Raw genomic sequence first — 14,607 nt, 5'->3', positions numbered from 1 at the left:
GCTGTCCGCAGCAGCAGTGGCGCTCGTCTCTTGAAAATGCGGGCATGGTCGATGATCGACATGTTGTTTGGCACGGCCGTAACCCTCCTTGCGCGCGGGGTCACCGGCGTGCGAGCCGAGTGGCAGGGCTGCGCGCCAGACGCGCGCTCCCGCGTCTACTTCGCCAACCACACCAGTCATGGTGATTCGGTGCTGGTCTGGACGGTGCTGCCACCTGTCATGCGACGAAACACGCGGCCGGTTGCGGGATCGGGCTATTGGAACGCAAACGCGACCCGCCGCTTCTTCGCCGACCGCGTCTTCCATTCGGTGCTGATCGACCGCAATTGGGCGGCGCGCAACGGCGACCCTATGAAGCTGATGACGGATGCGCTCGATGCGGGCGCTTCGCTGATCATGTTTCCCGAGGGCACCCGCAACGTGACCGATGAGCGACTGCTGCCGTTCAAGAGTGGGCTCTACCATCTCGCGATGGCGCGGCCGCAGGTCGAGCTGGTGCCGGTATGGCTGGAAAACCTCAACCGGATGATGCCGAAGGGCGAGGTATTTCCTATCCCCTTGCTGTGCACGGTGACGTTCGGAGTCCCGCTCACGATTTCGGCGCAGGAGGACAAGTCCGCCTTTCTCCGGCGAGCGCGCGCGGCTCTGCTCGCCGCGGCTGCAGCGAGGGCGGCCGCGCAATGACGGTCACCGAGCAAACGCTTGCCTTGTTCGGCGGCATCGTCGTCGTCCTCATCGTCGCGTCCTTGATCGGCTTCCTGCTCCAGCGCCGGTACGCGGCCGAGGGCCCGAACGCCGTCATCGACAATCTCAACACCCGTATCAAGGCCTGGTGGGTCATGGTCTGCGTGATCAGCTTCGCCTTTGCCTTCGGCAAGGCGGGCCTGATCGCGCTCTTCGCATTCGCATCGTTCACGGCGCTGCGCGAATTTATAACGCTGCTGCCGACGCGCCGTGGCGATCACTATGCGCTGGGCGCGGCGTTCTTCATCGTGCTGCCGCTGCAATACTATCTTGTCTGGATCGAGTGGTACGGCCTCTATTCGATCCTCATCCCGGTCTACGCCTTCCTGCTGCTGCCAATCGTCGCGGCGCTGCGCGGCGACACGACGAACTTCATGCGACGGGTGGCGGAAGTGCAGTGGGCCCTGATGATCTGCGTCTTCTGTATCTCCCACGTACCGGCTCTGCTCACCCTGCCGATCCCGGACTATGAAGGGCGTCAGGTATTGCTGATCGCGTTCCTGGTACTGGTGGTGCAATCGAGCGATGTCCTTCAGTACGTCTGGGGAAAGCTGCTGGGCAGCCGCAAGATCGCACCGTTGCTCTCGCCCTCGAAGACCGTCGAGGGATTCGTCTGCGGAGTTGCGAGCGCGAGCTTGATCGGCGCCGCCCTGTGGTGGATCACGCCGTTCGAGCCTTGGCAGGCAGGGATTATGGCGCTGATTATCAACCTTATGGGGTTCCTCGGCGGTCTCGTCATGTCAGCGATCAAGCGTGACCGTGGAGTGAAGGACTGGGGGCACATGATCGAGGGCCACGGCGGCATGCTCGACCGTCTCGACTCGGTGATTTTTGCCGCACCGATCTTCTTCCACATCACCCGCTACTGGTGGACAATTTAAAAAAGCGGAAAACGACCAACCGCATCACTGGCTTTTGATTGGCGATTGGCAAAGGCCGGCGATGGATCATTCGCGTCGATTTTGCATGTCCGCAGTCACCCCCGCATCAAGAGGGCATGCTTCGCTCGAAAACGCTTTGCCCGGCGTGCGCTGTCACACCGCTGACATGCGCATTTGAAACTAACGGTGATGCTGTGCATTTCCTTTACGCTTTCTTGGGCGGAGTACCTCGATGACCGAAAAACCACTGAATGGCTCGATCCATGACCGCATCCACGCGGAAATGATGGACAGTTTCGATGAGGAACTGGAACTCGAGATCGACGACGACCTCCTCGACGCGCTGACCACCGAATTCGAGGGCGATACATCAGAGAAAACCGTCGACCGTCACCTTTATTTCAAGGAACTGTTCCGCCTGCAGGGTGAACTCGTCAAACTGCAGAGCTGGGTGCAGCACCAGAAGCTGAAGGTGGTTGTCATCTTCGAGGGACGCGATTCAGCCGGCAAGGGCGGCGTCATCAAGCGCATCACGCAGCGGCTGAATCCGCGGGTCTGCCGGGTCGCCGCGCTGCCGGCGCCGAACGAGCGCGAACGCACCCAATGGTATTTCCAGCGCTACGTCTCGCATCTGCCGGCCGGCGGCGAGATCGTGCTGTTCGACCGCAGCTGGTACAACCGCGCCGGCGTCGAGCGGGTGATGGGATTTTGCAGCGAAGCCGACGTCGAGGAGTTCTTCCGTTCGGTGCCGGAATTCGAACGCATGCTGGTGCGTTCCGGCATCATCCTGATCAAATACTGGTTCTCGATCACCGACGAGGTGCAGCATCTGCGTTTCACGATGCGGATCCGCGATCCCCTCAAGCAGTGGAAGCTGAGCCCGATGGACGTGGAGGCGCGCAGCCGCTGGGAGCAATACACCAAGGCCAAGGAGGCGATGCTGGAGCGCACCCATATTCCGGAAGCGCCGTGGCACCTGGTCGAGGCCGTCGACAAGAAGAGGGCGCGGCTGAACTGCATCGCCCATCTGCTTGAACAGATTCCCTACAGCGAGGTCCCGCAGGCCCCCGTCATCCTGCCAGCGCGCGTGCGCAATCCGGATTACCAGCGCGGCCCGGTCCCGCCGGAGATGTACGTGCCGGCGCGCTACTAAACGAGCTAGTCCGGCAAACCCGCGTCGCGCAGTGCTGCTGATATCTCGTCCTGCCGCTTGGCGCGGCGGACGGGATAGGCCTCCGCCACGTGAGACGTCCGAAAACCGGGTTGAATCTTCAAGAGCCGGCTGACCGCTTTTTGCGCTTCCTCGATCCGGCCGGCGCGCACCGCGTTGATGATCAACGCCCCCAGCGTATGGGCATTGACGTTGAACTGCATCGCCTTCATCGCCGCGACACAGCCTTCCTCATAGCGTTCGAGCGAGAACAGGGCGTGTGCGGCGCCGTCCCAGGCGCTGATCCGCAAGGGATCCAGCGGGCTCAACCTGATCATGCGGTCAAAGCTCTCGATCGCGCGCTCGGTCTCGTCGCACATCAGCGAGACCCATCCGCGCGAATACCACACGATGGCGAGATTCGGATTGAGCGCGACCGCCTGCTCGACCAGGGAAACGCCATAGTCATATTCGTGGCCGAGATAGGTCAGGACGTGACCGGCACGTGACAGCACGAACGCATCTTCTTCCGAGAGTCGCGCCGCCAGCCGTGCATGCCGGATGGCTTCGGCGCGATCTTCGGCGGCGAGCGGCAGGCCATCGACGGCCTGCCGGGCCATCCACGTCCAGGCCACCATGGCGTGCGCCGCCGCGTATTCCGGATCGAGTTCGATGGCTTTCCTGAAGAACCCGTATGCGTCGACCAGCGAAGAGCGGTGATGCAGCAGCGCCGCACCGCGCAGATAATGATCGTAGCTGTCGAGCTTCTCGGTCGGCTTGTGGCGCGCGCGCTCGAATTCGGCCTGTTCGAGCCGAGGCGCGATCAGGCCGACGACGCTGGTCGTCACCTGATCCTGCAGGCCGAATACGTCCTCCAGCCCGCCATCGAACCGGTCGGCCCAGATATGCGTGCCGGTCGCGGCCTCGATCAGCTGGCCGGAAATGCGAACCCTGTCGCCCGCCCGGCGGACGCTGCCTTCGAGGACATAGCGCACGCCGAGTTCGCGCCCGACGTGCTTGATATCGACGGATTTGCCCTTGTAAGTAAAGCTCGAATTGCGCGCGATCACGAACAGCGATTTGAAGCGCGACAGCGCGGTGATGATCTCTTCGACCATGCCGTCGGCGAAATACTCCTGCTCGGGATCGCCGCTCATGTTCTGGAACGGCAGCACCACGATCGACGGCATATCGGGAAGCGCAGGAGGCGGGCTGGACGGGACCGGATTGTTCGAGAGGGCGGCCACGGAAGGCGTCTCGCCGCCGATCCGGATTCGCCATGCCCGCATCGGCTCGGTGATGTTCTTGAGGGTCTGCGCGCCGAGGTCATCGAAGTTGGCGCCGACCTTGCCCCGGATTTGCCGGTGCGCGTCGTCGGAGATGCAGATGCCGCCGGGCTCGGCCAGCTTCTCAAGCCGCGCGGCGATGTTGACGCCGTCGCCGAAAATATCGCTCTCGTCGATCATGAGGTCGCCGAGATGAATGCCGATGCGGAATTCGATGCGCTTGTCCTGCGGCACGGCGGCGTTCTGCGTCGCCATGCCGCGCTGGACTTCGATCGCGCACTGCGCCGCGTCGACGGCACTGGCGAACTCGACCAGCATCTCGCCGCCGACGGTTTTCACGATGCGGCCGCGATGCGCCGTAACGGCCGGGTTGATCAGGGTCCTTCTGGCACTCTTCAGGTCGGTCAGCGTCCGCGCATCGTCCACGCGCATCAAACGGCCGTAGTCGGCGACATCAGCCGCCACCACCGCCGCCAACCGCCGTTCCAAGCGCTCGCTGGCCAAACAACCTCCACGATCGAAACGATCCGTCCGGTTGCATCAAAGCATGGCAAGGTAGCGCACGCCAGCTCACCAAAAGGCGGGCATCGCCGGAATCTAGCGCAGGCCTGCCGGCAATTCGAAGCCCTTGTACTCGCGCAGCAGCATCGCCTTGAGCACCGGCGTTTCCGGCCTGGCGTCGGGCCCGGGCACCGGATTGCTGTCCGCCTTGATGAAATCCGGTGGCGTCCCCGGCAATTTGTAGAGATTGAAGCCGTTCCGCCGCACCGCGAAATCGGCCTGCAGATAGCCGTCCGCCATCATGCTGCCGGCGGGCGCGAGGTAGAAGCCGTCCTCACGATAAGGCCCGAGCATCGAATAGGTCTTCGAGCCTTTCCGGACGCCGCTGAGCTGGCTGCTCAACCTTACCAGTTCGGTTTCGCGGCCGTCGATGTTGACATAGACCCGGCGCAGCGGCAGCTCGGCCTGGTCCTGCGTCACCACGCTGACGAGCACGAGCACATGCTTGGCCAGCGCGCGGTGTTCTTCCGCACTGGAGGCCCAGGAGAAATCCACCGAGGATCCTCGTGCCGCGCCCTTCGGCGCGACCTTCGCCGTGTCGATCGCGGACTTCTCCAGCCGCCCGGCCATGTCTTCGGGCGATACCGGGTTCTGCGATACCGGGCGCTGGGTGAGCTTTTGCGCGGACGCCGGCTGCGACAGCAACAACGCGAGCAGGAAGACCAGAAACCTTTGCATCACACCTTCTCGCACGCCCGTTCAGTGGCCGGTCCAAAATCCCGGCACCGCCGGCTCCAGCCTGCCGCCCGCCCGCACTGGCGCTATTCGCAGCGCCAGCCCGGTGGCATCGTCGGTTTCGACCGCGACACCGCTTAGTGTCGCGACACCGAACGCCGGTTCGAAACGGCCCGAGGGAATGCCGGTGACGAACCGGTGCAGCGGCTCTTCCTTCTGCATGCCGATGATCGAATCGTAATCGCCGGTCATGCCGGCGTCGCTCATATAGGCGGTGCCGCCGGGCAGCACCTGGTGATCGGCGGTGGGCACATGGGTATGGGTGCCGACCACGAGGCTGGCGCGGCCGTCGCAGAAGAATCCCATACCCTGTTTCTCGCTGGTCGCCTCGCCATGGAAATCGACCACGATGGCGTCGGCGGCTTCACGCAGCGGACAGGCGTCGAGCTCCTTGCCGACCGCGTTGAACGGATCGTTGAGCGGCTCCATGAAGACGCGGCCCATGGCGTTGATGACCAGCGCGCGCTTGCCGTTCTTGGTGTCGATCAGTGCGGCGCCGCGGCCCGGCGTATGGCGCGGAAAGTTCAAGGGGCGGATCAGGCGCGGCGCGCGCTCGATGAACACCAGCGCCTCCTTCTGATTCCAGGCGTGGTTGCCGAGCGTGATCGCATCCGCGCCGGCGTCGAGGAATTCCTGGTAGATCGCCTCGGTGATGCCGAAGCCGCCGGCCGAATTCTCGCCATTGACGATGACGAGATCGAGCGACCAGTCTCTGACCATGCCCGGGAGATGTTCTGAAATGGCGGTGCGGCCGGTTTTGCCGACGACGTCACCGATGAAGAGGATGCGCAAAATTCAGCTCCGGAAATCGAACACTTTCTTTTCCGTTAGCACATAATCCAGCGCCACGTCGTGCGGCTGGGCCGGAACCGCCTTTATTTGCTGCACGGCAAACGCCGTGCCGACGGCGGTAACGGCCTTCGCCTTGCGCAAATGCTCCAGCGTGAAATCGTAATGTCCGGCGCCATAGCCGATCCGGTGCCCCTCGGCGTCGAACGCCGCCAGCGGGATCAACATGATGTCGGGAATGAGTTCAGCGGCGGCCGGCGAAGGCTCGGGAATGCCGAGTGGCCCGAGCATCAGCCGATCGTTCCCGGACCACGCACGGAAGGCCAGCGACTTGCCGCGCGCCATCACCGCCGGGAGCGCCAGCCTGGCGCCCGCTTCCGCGAGCTTGCGCATCAAGGGTGCCGGGTCGATCTCGTTGCGGATGGGCGAATAACCCGACACGACCATGCCCGGCGTGATCTCAAACGGCAGGCCGCGCTTGGCGAGGGCTTGCGCGGCCGCCGCGCGCTGCTCATCGCTCAATGCATCGCGCTTTGCCAAAGCGGCAGCGCGAAGGTCTGCTTTCGAAGCACTTGCCGTCATGCAGCGTTCTGTTCCGCCGAACATCGCCCGCGAAGACGGACGAAGCGAAAGTTGCAGGGCCTGGGTGGTGAAGCCGGTAGAGTAAAAGCTCGACGCAAAAATCAACCGAAACAAAGTGCGAAGCCGCAGAGGCCGTTGAAGCGCTCGATCCCGGAGTTCCCTACGAAAGTAGGTGGGCACCATATGACCGGATCCACGGACCCGGCCAGGGACAGTTCCCTGAAGGATCGATAAGGCCCCGGGGATATAATGGCTCCTGACGCGCGACGCAGCTTCGCCCACCCAATGTAGGCGTTAAAGGTCCAATCCGCCAGCGCTAACGCGCGATACACAAGCGAATGAGTTGGCACCCTCTCCCAGAGGGCCCCTCGGAATCGCACTGACATCTCGCTTCCGACCTTTGCCATTGACGCAGGATTATTTCGTATATACGATTTAATCAATGAAAATCATTTGGGACGAGCCGAAGCGCCTTGCAAACCTTGCCAAGCACGGAATGGACTTCGCAGACCTCAATGAGAGGTTCTTCGATCAGGCGTTTGTGCTTCCGGCGCTCGGGAATCGCCACCGCGCCATCGGCGTGAACATCCGCGGAGTCATCTGCGTCGTTTTCGCGTACTACGGCAAGGAGGCCATCAGCATCATCAGCATGCGCCCCGCCAGCAGCATTGAGAGGAAGGCATATGAAGAAAGCCGCCGCTAAGAAGCGCCCTTCCAAAAAGGGCTACACTGCGAGCGACATGCGCGCAGTCAGTGACAATCCGGAGTGGACGAAGGAAGACTTCGCGAAAGCCCGCCCCTTCTATGAGGTCTTTCCGGAGTTGCGCAGAGGGCGGGGCCCGAACAAGGCGCCGACCAAGAAGCCCGTCTCTATCCGACTAAGCCCGGAAGTGATCGATCACTTCAAGCGTGGCGGGCCGGGTTGGCAGAGCAGGATTGATGAGGCTCTGGTCAAGGTTGTGCGGCGCAAAGCCGCCGGCTAGGCCGAGCCCGGCAAGCCTTGCTAGAGAAAACCGTCACCCGATCGCGACGCCGCCGCCGATGGTGCGGTTCAGCATTTGCGTGGTCTTTTCGATGCGGTCGGCCGCGGCATTGAGCGCGTTGGCGACCGCAGTCTGCGTCGTCCTAGCGCGATCGGTGGCTGCTACGCGCACATTGCGCAAGGCTTCGAGTTCTTCCTCGAGCGCACGGATGCGATGGTTGGCGTCGAGCAGTTCGTCGCACACGGTCAGCGCCGCCATCACGGTAAGCCGCGCATCGCCGATCTCGCCGAACTTGCCGCGCAGCGATTCGACACGCGCTTCGAGGCTCTCGGCGAGCTTGAGCAGCCGCACCTCCTGCCCTTCCTCGCAGGCCATGCGGTACTGCCGGCCGTTGATGGTGACGTTGATGTGGCTCATGAGCTTTCTCCGGCGTCCAGCACGGCGCGGATGGTGCCGATCGCGGCGTCGAGTTTTTCCGATATCTCGCGGTTGGTGCGCTCCAGCCGCCGGGTCTTCACCAGCGAACCGTCGAGTTCGTCGGCGAGACGCGAGCGGTCGGCGCCGAGTGCCTGGATCCGGCTCGCAAGTTCATTCTCGTCACGGTCGGCATCGCGCCGCCGCTCGGCCGCAGCTTCCAGCGCATCCAGCGCCGCCATCAGCCGCCTTGTTGCAGCGTCGATGTCGGCAAAGGCGAGCTCGGGGTTGCCGGCCCCGTTGGCGGGACGATCGCTCATGAGAGACAGCGCGCACCTTCGGTTAAGCCGGCCGCTCAGCAAAATCTGCGGTTCGGCAAGCGGTTAGGCCGCTAAATTTACGTGGCAAGCGAGGACAGCGCAACGCCCGCGCGAAGCTATGCACCGGTAGATCGGGCGAGCTTCGCGCCGGTCCCGTGGAAACCCGGTATCCGCTCTTCCGGATCATACGGATAAGCAACCTTTCGCACCGGAAGTGCGTTTCCTGAGCCTTGGACTCCGGGAATTGAGGTGCTATCCAGCCCTTAAGTCCTTCTGCCGAAGGGCAGCCCCATCACTGCAGTTCGCCGGCGGGCGGACATCAACCTCCTCATTTCAAGCGGATTTTCATCATGACGCAGGTCGATCATTCCCGTATGGCCAATGCGATTCGTGGCCTCGCCATGGATGCCGTCGAGAAGGCGAAATCCGGCCATCCGGGCCTGCCGATGGGCGCCGCCGACATCGCGACCGTGCTGTTTACCCAGTTCCTGAAATTCGACGCCGCCGAACCAAAGTGGCCGGACCGCGACCGTTTTGTCCTCTCGGCCGGGCACGGCTCGATGCTGCTGTATGCGTTGCTGTACCTGACCGGCAACAAGGACATGACGCTCGACCAGATCCGGAATTTCCGTCAGCTCGGATCGCTGACGCCGGGTCACCCCGAGAACTTCCACACCAAGGGTATCGAGACCACGACGGGTCCGCTCGGCCAGGGCATCGCGACTTCGGTCGGCATGGCGCTGGCGGAGAAGATGCTCGCGGCCGAGTTCGGCAAGAAGGTGGTCGGCCATCACACCTATGTGCTCGCCTCCGACGGCGACCTGATGGAAGGCGTGTCGCAGGAAGCGATCGCGATGGCCGGGCACTGGAAGCTCAACAAGCTGATCGTGCTCTACGACGACAACGGCATTTCGATCGACGGCCCGACTTCGATTGCCGATTCGGTCGACCAGGTGAAGCGCTTCAAGTCGGCCGGCTGGGCCGCCGAACTGATCGACGGCCATGATCCGAAGGCAATCGCCGCCGCGATCACCCGCGCTCAGAAATCCAACAAGCCGTCGCTGATCGCCTGCAAGACCACGATCGGCTTCGGCGCGCCGACCCGCGCCGGCACCGCAAAAGCCCATGGCGAGGCGCTCGGCGCCGAAGAGCTGAAGGGCGCCAAGGAAAAGCTCGGCATTTCGCTCGAGCCGTTCTCGGTGCCTGACGACGTCCTCAAAGCGTGGCGCGCCGCCGGCAGCCGCGGCGCCGCTGCGCGCCAGGAATGGGAAAGTGTCTTCGGCGAACTGGGTCCGCGCAAGCGCGCCGAATTCGAGCGCCGGCTGCGCCATGAGCGCCCGGCCTCGCTCGCCAAGGCGCTGCGCGACCACAAGAAGAAGCTGCTCGAGACGCCGCAGAACGTCGCGACCCGGAAATCCTCGGAATCGGCGATCGAGGCGATCGCCGGCGCAATGCCGATGGAATTCCTCGCCGGCTCGGCCGATCTGACCGGCTCCAACAACAACAAGGCGAAATCGGCTGTGGCGTTTTCCGCCAAGACGCCGAAGGGTCGCTTCATCCATTACGGCATCCGCGAGCACGGCATGGCCGCGGCCATGAATGGCGTCTTCCTGCATGGCGGTTTTGCGCCCAATGGCGCCACCTTCCTGGTGTTCACCGATTACGCGCGGCCGGCGATGCGGATCGCGGCGCTGATGGGCGCTGGCGTCGTCTATGTCATGACCCATGATTCGATTGGGCTTGGCGAAGACGGACCGACGCATCAGCCGGTCGAGCATCTGGCGGCGCTGCGCGCGATTCCCAACATGCGCGTGTTCCGGCCCTGCGACGCCGTCGAGGTTGCCGAATGCTGGGAGCTCGCGCTCAACCGCATCGACGGCCCGACGGTGCTGGCGCTGACCCGCCAGAACCTGCCGCAATTGCGCACCACTGCCCCGAACGACAATCCCTGCAGCCACGGCGCCTATGAATTGGTCGCCGCGCAAGGCGAGGCAAAGGTCTCGCTGTTCGCCTCCGGATCCGAGGTCGAAATCGCGGTCACCGCCCAGAAGCAGCTGGCCGAACGCGGCATCGCGTCGCGGGTGGTTTCGGTGCCTTCGCTCGAATTGCTGCTGGCGCAGCCGGCGGACCGCCAGAAGTCCGTGATCGGCAACGCACCGGTCAAGATCGCGATCGAGGCCGCGGTACGCTGGGGCTGGGACGCCGTGATCGGCCAGGATGGTGAATTCGTAGGCATGCACGGTTTCGGCGCCAGCGCGCCCGCCAAGGACCTTTACAAGCACTTCGGCATTACTGCCGAGGCTGTAGTTAACGCTGCCCTGAAGCGCCTATAGGTGCCCGTTTCCGAAGTTCGCGCGCCATTTGCGGCCCTGCGAACTTCGGACACAAAAGGGCAGTAGACGACAGCTAACTTTGGTGTGCCGCTTATCGAAGTTCCTGACTGTGCTCTGCGCAACCATTGCAGGAACTTCAACTCGGCGGCGCGCTGCTGACGGTTGAGCTTGTTGGCAAAAAGGTCTACCTAAAAGCTCATCTTGACCGTTCTCGCCCGGCCGAACCGGGCGATCCGCCGTAAGCACCGCCGTGGAACCATTCCACGGGGGTGACACCAGCTATTAAAGGAGAAACGAGCATGGCAATCCGGGTCGCGATCAACGGATTTGGCCGCATCGGCCGCAATATCTTGCGGGCGATTGCGGAGTCCGGCCGCAAGGATATCGAAGTCGTAGGGATTAACGATCTCGGCCCGGTCGAGACCAACGCCCATCTGCTGCGTTTCGATTCCGTGCATGGCCGTTTCCCCGGCACCGTGACCGTCGACGGCGACTCGATCAACCTCGGCAACGGCAAGATCAAGGTTTCCTCCGAACGCGATCCGTCAAAACTGCCGTGGAAGGAACTCGGCGTCGACATCGCGATGGAATGCACCGGCATCTTCAGCGCCAAAGCAAAGGCTACTGCGCATCTGACCGCCGGCGCCAAGCGCGTGCTGGTTTCCGCGCCGTCGGATGGCGCCGACGCCACGATCGTCTACGGCGTCAATCACGACAAGCTGACCCGCGACCATCTCGTGGTCTCCAACGGTTCCTGCACCACCAACTGCCTGGCCCCGATCGCCAAGGTCCTGAACGACACCGTCGGTATCGAAACCGGCTTCATGACCACGATCCACGCCTATACCGGCGACCAGCCGACGCTCGATACCCTGCACAGCGACCTCTACCGCGGCCGGGCCGCCGCGATGTCGATGATCCCGACCTCCACCGGTGCGGCCAAGGCGATCGGCCTCGTGCTGCCCGAGCTTCAGGGCAAGCTCGACGGCGTCGCGATCCGCGTGCCGACCCCGAACGTCTCTGTGGTCGATCTCAAGATCGTCGCCAAGCGCGCCACCGACGTGAAGGAAATCAACGAAGCGATGAAGCGCGCCTCCGAGCAGGAGCTGAAGGGCATCCTGGGCTACACCACCGCGCCCAACGTCTCGATCGACTTCAACCACGATCCGCACTCGTCCACCTTCCATGTGGACCAGACCAAGGTGCAGAACGGCACGCTGGTGCGGGTGATGTCCTGGTACGACAATGAATGGGGTTTCTCCAACCGCATGGGCGACACCGCCGTGGCGATGGGGAAGCTGCTGTAAGCTAAAGTCTCGTGTCCCGGACGCGGTGCAGCGTTCTTCACGCTGCTCCGCAGAGCCGGGACCCATTTGCACCGCGACCAGCCCAACCATGGGTCCCGGTTCTGCACAGCGGCGCTTCACGCCGCAGTGTCCGGGACAAGAGACAGCCCCAATGACAAAATCATTCCGCACCCTCGATGACGTCGACGTGAAGGGCAAGCGCGTGCTGCTGCGCGTCGACCTCAACGTCCCCACCGACAATGGCCGCGTTACCGATGCCACCCGCCTGGAGCGCGTCGCCCCCACCATCATCGAGATTTCCAGCAAGGGCGGCAAAGTCATCCTGCTGGCGCATTTCGGCAGGCCGAAGGGACGCGACGTCAAGGAGTCGCTGAAGCCGGTCGCGGCGGCGCTGTCGGAGGTCATCAAGAAGCCGGTTGGCTTTGCCGATGACTGCATTGGCGAGGCTGCCGAGAAAGCCGTCGGCGCGATGAAGGATGGCGACATCCTCTGCCTGGAAAATACCCGCTTTCACAAGGAGGAAGAAAAGAACGATCCGGCCTTTGTCGGCGAGTTGGCAAAGCTCGGCGACATCTGGGTCAACGACGCGTTCTCGGCAGCGCATCGCGCCCACGCCTCGACCGAGGGTCTCGGCCACAAGCTGCCGGCCTATGCCGGCCGCACCATGCAGGCTGAGCTCGACGCGCTCGGCAAGGCGCTGGAAGCGCCGACCAAGCCCGTGATCGCGATCATCGGCGGCGCCAAAGTCTCGACCAAGATCGATCTGTTGGAAAACCTCGTCAGCAAGGTCGATGCGCTCGTCATCGGCGGCGGCATGGCCAACACCTTCCTGCACGCGCAGGGCGTCGGCGTCGGCAAATCGCTGGCGGAAAAGGATCTGGCAGCGACCGCGCTGCGGATCATGGAAAAGGCCGAGGCCGCGAACTGCGCCATCATCCTGCCCGTGGACGCCGTGGTCGCCTATCATTTCGCGGCCAATTCGCCCTCGCATGCCTATGGCCTCGACGCCATTCCGGCCGAAGGCATGATCCTCGACGTCGGCCCGCAATCGATCGCGCGGATCCACGCTGCGATCGACGACGCCGCGACGCTGGTCTGGAACGGCCCGCTCGGCGCCTTCGAAATGACGCCGTTCGACCGCGGCACCATGGTATCGGCCAGGCACGCCGCCGAGCGCACCAAGGCCAAGAAGCTGATCTCGGTCGCGGGCGGCGGCGACACCGTCGCGGCCCTGAACCAGGCCGGCGTGGCCGGCGATTTTTCCTATGTTTCGACCGCCGGCGGCGCGTTTCTTGAATGGATGGAGGGGAAACCCCTGCCCGGTGTCGAAGTTCTAAAAATTCGCTAGTACCTTCAACTGACAGCAGATCGAGCGCTTAGGCGCTGTAAATACAAGGAGAATTCGGATGGCTCGGATTACGTTGCGTCAACTGCTCGACCACGCGGCGGAGCATGATTACGGCGTGCCGGCCTTCAACATCAACAATATGGAGCAGGCGCTGGCCATCATGGAGGCCGCCTCCAGCGTCGATGCGCCCGTCATCATCCAGGCCTCGCGCGGCGCGCGCTCCTACGCCAACGACATCATGCTCAAGCACATGATGGACGCCGTCACCGAAATCTATCCGCAGATTCCGGTCTGCGTGCATCTCGATCACGGCAATGCTCCCGACACCTGCATGACCGCGATCCAGGCCGGATTCACCTCGGTCATGATGGACGGCTCGCTGAAGGCCGACGGCAAGACGCCCGGCGATTGGGATTACAATGTCGGCGTCACCAAGACCGTCACCGGCATGGCCCATCTCGGCGGCATCTCGGTGGAAGGCGAGCTCGGCGTGCTCGGCTCGCTCGAAACCGGCATGGGCGACAAGGAAGACGGCCACGGCGCCGAAGGTAAATTGTCGCACGACCAGCTGCTGACCAACCCGGACGAGGCTGTCAAATTCGTCCAGGAGACCAAGGTCGACGCGCTGGCGATCGCAATGGGCACCTCGCACGGCGCCTACAAGTTCACCCGCAAGCCCGACGGCGACATCCTCGCCATGAACGTGATCGAGGAGATCCACCGCAAGCTGCCGAACACGCATCTGGTGATGCATGGTTCGTCCTCGGTGCCGCAGGACCTGCAGGAGATCATCAACGCCAACGGCGGCAAGATGAAGCCGACCTGGGGCGTGCCGGTTTCCGAGATCCAGCGCGGCATCAAGCACGGCGTGCGCAAGATCAACATCGACACCGACAACCGCATGGCGATGACCGGGCAGATCCGCAAGGTTCTGAAGGACAATCCGGAAGAGTTCGACCCGCGCAAATATCTCAAGCCGGCGATGGAAGCGATGACCAAGCTGTGCAAGCAGCGGCTGCAGGAATTCAACACCGCGGGCCAGGCCAGCAAGATCAAGAAGGTGCTGACCACGGCCGAAATGGCCAAGCGCTACAGCAAGGGCGAGCTCGATCCCAAGGTCGCCTGACCCTCGCGCCAACCCGCCGCGGAGGCTGCCGGCCGCGACGAACGTTTT

Annotated in this window: 15 protein-coding genes and 1 other RNA gene; 9 read left to right on the top strand and 7 right to left on the bottom strand. The window is 63.3% G+C overall.

All coding sequences use genetic code 11. The features are described from left to right. Positions 1-51: 51 nt before the first annotated feature. The 3 genes from JQ574_RS29720 to ppk2 all read left to right on the top strand — a co-directional run bounded on the left by JQ574_RS29720 (position 52) and on the right by ppk2 (position 2,778). Positions 52-684, top strand: a complete 633-nt coding sequence (locus tag JQ574_RS29720; protein WP_249119687.1) for a lysophospholipid acyltransferase family protein — start codon at positions 52-54, stop codon at positions 682-684. After that, positions 681-1,625: a phosphatidate cytidylyltransferase gene (locus JQ574_RS29715; RefSeq protein ID WP_212213181.1), complete on the top strand. Its 945-nt coding sequence runs from the start codon at positions 681-683 to the stop codon at positions 1,623-1,625. The genes JQ574_RS29720 and JQ574_RS29715 overlap by 4 nt, the downstream gene beginning before the upstream one ends. Positions 1,626-1,857: 232 nt before the next feature. Continuing rightward, complete coding sequence (gene ppk2 / locus JQ574_RS29710) at positions 1,858-2,778, top strand: polyphosphate kinase 2 (RefSeq protein ID WP_212213184.1); 921 nt, start codon at positions 1,858-1,860, stop codon at positions 2,776-2,778. A gap of 5 nt (positions 2,779-2,783) precedes the next feature. On the opposite strand, the gene JQ574_RS29705 is transcribed toward ppk2, so the two are convergent. From JQ574_RS29705 to ssrS, 5 genes are all read right to left on the bottom strand, one after another. After that, positions 2,784-4,565: an adenylate/guanylate cyclase domain-containing protein gene (locus JQ574_RS29705; protein WP_249119686.1), complete on the bottom strand. Its 1,782-nt coding sequence runs from the start codon at positions 4,563-4,565 to the stop codon at positions 2,784-2,786. A 93-nt stretch (positions 4,566-4,658) separates the two neighbouring features. Next, positions 4,659-5,300 carry a hypothetical protein gene (locus JQ574_RS29700; RefSeq protein WP_212213187.1) on the bottom strand — a complete coding sequence of 214 codons (642 nt, stop codon included), beginning with the start codon at positions 5,298-5,300 and terminating at the stop codon, positions 4,659-4,661. 21 nt (positions 5,301-5,321) lie between these two features. Further along, on the bottom strand, positions 5,322-6,149 hold the full coding sequence (locus JQ574_RS29695; RefSeq protein ID WP_212213190.1) for a TIGR00282 family metallophosphoesterase: 828 nt from the start codon (positions 6,147-6,149) through the stop codon (positions 5,322-5,324). 3 nt (positions 6,150-6,152) lie between these two features. Then, positions 6,153-6,728, bottom strand: coding sequence for a 5-formyltetrahydrofolate cyclo-ligase (locus tag JQ574_RS29690; protein WP_212213193.1), 576 nt, complete (start codon positions 6,726-6,728; stop codon positions 6,153-6,155). A 116-nt stretch (positions 6,729-6,844) separates the two neighbouring features. Further along, positions 6,845-7,006, bottom strand: a non-coding RNA gene (ssrS, locus tag JQ574_RS29685) — 6S RNA. A 164-nt stretch (positions 7,007-7,170) separates the two neighbouring features. Between ssrS and JQ574_RS29680 the strand changes: the two genes are divergently transcribed. Together JQ574_RS29680 and JQ574_RS29675 are read left to right on the top strand one after the other, a co-directional pair. Further along, the gene (locus JQ574_RS29680) at positions 7,171-7,431 is read left to right on the top strand and encodes a BrnT family toxin (RefSeq protein ID WP_212213196.1); all 261 of its coding nucleotides are present in this window, start codon (positions 7,171-7,173) and stop codon (positions 7,429-7,431) included. Beyond that, on the top strand, positions 7,412-7,711 hold the full coding sequence (locus JQ574_RS29675; protein ID WP_212213199.1) for a BrnA antitoxin family protein: 300 nt from the start codon (positions 7,412-7,414) through the stop codon (positions 7,709-7,711). The genes JQ574_RS29680 and JQ574_RS29675 overlap by 20 nt, the downstream gene beginning before the upstream one ends. Positions 7,712-7,744: 33 nt before the next feature. Here the strand turns inward: JQ574_RS29675 and JQ574_RS29670 are convergent, their stop codons facing one another. Both JQ574_RS29670 and JQ574_RS29665 read right to left on the bottom strand, forming a co-directional pair. After that, positions 7,745-8,128, bottom strand: a complete 384-nt coding sequence (locus JQ574_RS29670) for a cell division protein ZapA (protein ID WP_212213202.1) — start codon at positions 8,126-8,128, stop codon at positions 7,745-7,747. Then, the gene (locus JQ574_RS29665) at positions 8,125-8,445 is read right to left on the bottom strand and encodes a DUF4164 domain-containing protein (RefSeq protein WP_192736870.1); all 321 of its coding nucleotides are present in this window, start codon (positions 8,443-8,445) and stop codon (positions 8,125-8,127) included. Before JQ574_RS29665 ends, JQ574_RS29670 begins: the two co-directional genes overlap by 4 nt. 350 nt (positions 8,446-8,795) lie before the next feature. Here JQ574_RS29665 and tkt point away from each other — a divergent pair, with 350 nt between their 5' ends. The 4 genes from tkt to fba all read left to right on the top strand — a co-directional run bounded on the left by tkt (position 8,796) and on the right by fba (position 14,559). Continuing rightward, the gene (tkt, locus tag JQ574_RS29660; protein WP_212213204.1) at positions 8,796-10,778 is read left to right on the top strand and encodes a transketolase; all 1,983 of its coding nucleotides are present in this window, start codon (positions 8,796-8,798) and stop codon (positions 10,776-10,778) included. Positions 10,779-11,077: 299 nt separating this feature from the next. Further along, a complete protein-coding gene (gene gap, locus JQ574_RS29655; protein WP_192736872.1) occupies positions 11,078-12,085 on the top strand; it encodes a type I glyceraldehyde-3-phosphate dehydrogenase in 1,008 nt (335 codons plus the stop codon). Between the two features lie 151 nt (positions 12,086-12,236). Further along, complete coding sequence (locus JQ574_RS29650; RefSeq protein ID WP_212213218.1) at positions 12,237-13,433, top strand: phosphoglycerate kinase; 1,197 nt, start codon at positions 12,237-12,239, stop codon at positions 13,431-13,433. Positions 13,434-13,491: 58 nt separating this feature from the next. Next, positions 13,492-14,559 (top strand): class II fructose-bisphosphate aldolase, encoded by a 1,068-nt coding sequence (fba, locus tag JQ574_RS29645; protein ID WP_212213221.1) that lies wholly within the window; start codon positions 13,492-13,494, stop codon positions 14,557-14,559. Positions 14,560-14,607 lie beyond the last annotated feature (48 nt).

The sequence above is a fragment of the Bradyrhizobium sp. AUGA SZCCT0158 genome (genome assembly GCF_018130065.1).
GTDB lineage: Bacteria > Pseudomonadota > Alphaproteobacteria > Rhizobiales > Xanthobacteraceae > Bradyrhizobium.
This window is presented reverse-complemented; position numbering and strand designations above follow the sequence as displayed.

Excerpts from the sequence above, each read along its gene's own strand:
- JQ574_RS29720 (WP_249119687.1), top strand. The coding sequence starts at position 52 with ATGATCGACATGTTGTTTGGCACGGCCGTAACCCTCCTTGCGCGCGGG.
- JQ574_RS29715 (WP_212213181.1), top strand. The coding sequence starts at position 681 with ATGACGGTCACCGAGCAAACGCTTGCCTTGTTCGGCGGCATCGTCGTC.
- ppk2 (WP_212213184.1), top strand. The coding sequence starts at position 1,858 with ATGACCGAAAAACCACTGAATGGCTCGATCCATGACCGCATCCACGCG.
- JQ574_RS29700 (WP_212213187.1), bottom strand. The coding sequence starts at position 5,300 with ATGCAAAGGTTTCTGGTCTTCCTGCTCGCGTTGTTGCTGTCGCAGCCG.
- JQ574_RS29690 (WP_212213193.1), bottom strand. The coding sequence starts at position 6,728 with ATGACGGCAAGTGCTTCGAAAGCAGACCTTCGCGCTGCCGCTTTGGCA.
- JQ574_RS29680 (WP_212213196.1), top strand. The coding sequence starts at position 7,171 with ATGAAAATCATTTGGGACGAGCCGAAGCGCCTTGCAAACCTTGCCAAG.
- JQ574_RS29675 (WP_212213199.1), top strand. The coding sequence starts at position 7,412 with ATGAAGAAAGCCGCCGCTAAGAAGCGCCCTTCCAAAAAGGGCTACACT.
- JQ574_RS29670 (WP_212213202.1), bottom strand. The coding sequence starts at position 8,128 with ATGAGCCACATCAACGTCACCATCAACGGCCGGCAGTACCGCATGGCC.
- JQ574_RS29665 (WP_192736870.1), bottom strand. The coding sequence starts at position 8,445 with ATGAGCGATCGTCCCGCCAACGGGGCCGGCAACCCCGAGCTCGCCTTT.
- tkt (WP_212213204.1), top strand. The coding sequence starts at position 8,796 with ATGACGCAGGTCGATCATTCCCGTATGGCCAATGCGATTCGTGGCCTC.
- gap (WP_192736872.1), top strand. The coding sequence starts at position 11,078 with ATGGCAATCCGGGTCGCGATCAACGGATTTGGCCGCATCGGCCGCAAT.
- JQ574_RS29650 (WP_212213218.1), top strand. The coding sequence starts at position 12,237 with ATGACAAAATCATTCCGCACCCTCGATGACGTCGACGTGAAGGGCAAG.
- fba (WP_212213221.1), top strand. The coding sequence starts at position 13,492 with ATGGCTCGGATTACGTTGCGTCAACTGCTCGACCACGCGGCGGAGCAT.